At 67.9% G+C, this 2,383-nt stretch carries 1 protein-coding gene and 1 pseudogene; both read left to right on the forward strand.

Going from position 1 to position 2,383, the window contains the following annotated elements; all coding sequences use genetic code 11:
* Positions 1-533 precede the first annotated feature (533 nt).
* A pseudogene (locus ACIBR0_RS23565) lies at positions 534-1,221 on the forward strand (acyl-CoA dehydrogenase family protein); the annotation flags it as partial.
* 215 nt (positions 1,222-1,436) lie between these two features.
* The gene (locus ACIBR0_RS23570; protein WP_396719063.1) at positions 1,437-2,264 is read left to right on the forward strand and encodes an FG-GAP repeat domain-containing protein; all 828 of its coding nucleotides are present in this window, start codon (positions 1,437-1,439) and stop codon (positions 2,262-2,264) included.
* Positions 2,265-2,383: the final 119 nt, after the last annotated feature.

The following is a 2,383-nucleotide window of genomic DNA, read 5'->3' on the forward strand; positions in this document are numbered from 1 at the left end:
CCGCCCAGTCCTCCACGCTCAGCACCTCCCGATGCTTCCGGAAGGGGTCAAAATTCAGCCGGAACCACGGGGTCAGTTTTCAGGCGGAGCCGACAGCTCAGCCGTCGAGTGCGTGTAGCGGTTCAACGTCGTCGACGTCTGCTCGTGCCCATCACCTTCGCCACGTCGTTGATCGGTACGCCGTCGGAGACCAGCCATGTTGCGTAGGAGTGCGGCTGGTCGTGAAAGCGCAGTGCTGCCGGCAGGCCGGCACGTTGCAGGGAGGGTTTCCAGACACGACTTCGGAAGGTCCCCGACGGATCGCCTCACCTGTTCCCGTGGTGAAGACAACGCGCGGTGGGCCGTAGTTGCTCTTACCTGTCTCCGGGACGTGGCGGAACGTCGCATTGTGGAGCGACAGACGGGCGACGCGGCGGAACGCCTCAGGGCGTGGGACCAGACAGAGAGGCTTCCCGCAGCCGGCCTCACCATCGATACGTCTGAAGCTTCCCCGGACATGGCGACCGAGTTGATTGATCAGGCGGTCCGACGAAGCGAGGGGACGACGGAGTAGAAGCCGGCGGCCTGGCGATCAGCCGTTGATGCGCAACGTCCTCGCCGACCTGGCGGTGGAGTCCGAGGCCGCCACCGTACTCATGCTGCGGCTGGCGGGCGCGACGGACCGTTCGGCACGGGGCGACGCCCAGGAGGCCGCGTTCAAGCGGCTCGCCGTCGCGGTCGGTAAGTACTGGGTCTGCAAGCGCTGGCCCGGCCACGCGGCCGAGGCCGTCGAATGCCTCGGCGGCAACGGGTACGTGGGAGGAGTCCGGCATGCCGCGGCTGTTCCGCGAGTCCCCGCTGAACTCGATCTGGGAGGGGTCGGGCAAGGTGGCCGCGCTCGACGTCCTGCGCGCCCTGGCCCGCGAGCCGCAGGTGCTGGCCGCGTTCGAGGCCGAGGTGAACGCGGCGGCCGGCGCGGACGCCCGACTCGACGCGGCGGTGCGGCGGCTCCGCGCGGACCTCGCCGACCCGGCCGAGGTTGAGCTGCGGGCCCGGCACGTGGTGGAGCGCCTCGCCCTGGTCCTGGAGGGTTCGCTGCTGGTGCGGCACGGCCACCCGGCCGTCGCCGGCGCCTTCTGCGCGTCCCGGCTCGGCGGTGAGCACGGCTACGCGTACGGCACGCTGCCGGCCGGCGTCGACCACGCCGCGATCATCGACCGTGCCACGCCGAAGGTGGGCTGAAAACTTACCGATGGTGGTCACAGCATCTGGTTGACTGGCGCCTCACGCATTCCCTGACGTAAGCACCTCGTCATCTGGCATCCGGTGATTTCGCCGTGCCCCCCACGGCGAATGCGATGGTGCTAGTATCCCAGCCACGAATTGATCAATATGCATCAGCGGGGAGGAATGCATTGCGACGGTCATTGGGCTTGGCCCTTGCCCTGATTCTGACAATGGCCACGGTGGTGGTCGTCTCCAGTCCGGCGCACGCGACGATCGCCGACAAGCGAAACGACTTCAACCGTGACGGTATCAGCGATGTCGTGGCCGTCAATGGCTATGACATGTACTTCTACGCGGGCGACGGCAACGGCGGAATCCTGCCCGGGGTCTACAAGGGGACCAACTGGCACCCGTACTCCGCCAGCCTGGCGACGCCGGGCGACCTCAACCGCGACGGCATCGGGGACCTCGTGGCGATCCACGAGGACAACAAATGCCTCTACCGCTGGTACGGCAACGGTAGCGGCGGATTCACCGGCGGGACTCAGCTCGGCTGCAACTGGGGGCCGTACGAGTTCGTCCTGGCCGGCGCCGGTGACCTGAACAACGACGGCAACGGTGACCTTCTGTCAGTCAACAGCAACAACGGCTGTCTCTACCGCTGGTTCGGCAACGGCACCGGCGCATTCGGCTCCGCAGCCCAGCTCGGCTGCAACGCGTGGTCGGACTACCGTGCCAGCCTCACCGGCGTCGGTGACCTCAACGGCGACGGAAACGCCGACGTCGTCTCGAGGAATGCGGTCAACGAATGCCTGTACCGGTGGTACGGGGATGGTAAGGGTAACCTCTACGGCGCCACCCAGCTCGGCTGCAACTGGGGGGCTTACATCAACTTCTCCGGGCTCGGCGATCTAAACGGCGACGGCCGGGGAGATCTGGTTGCCGTCAACTACCACCTCGATAAGCTGTACCGGTGGCTCGGTAACGGCACCGGCAGCATCGGAAGTGCCGCGGTGATCGGCTCCAGCTTCAACGCTGCGGTATACCTTCCCGCCTAGCGATCTCGATGTCGGAAGCGGGGGGGCCCCCCCCGCGCCCCCCCGGGGGGGGGGGGGGGGGGGGGGTGGGGGGCGGGGGGGGGGGGGGCCCCCCCACCGCCCCCGCCCACCAACGGGTG

This window comes from Micromonospora sp. NPDC049497 (genome assembly GCF_044465805.1).
In the GTDB taxonomy this organism is placed as follows: Bacteria; Actinomycetota; Actinomycetes; order Mycobacteriales; family Micromonosporaceae; genus Micromonospora.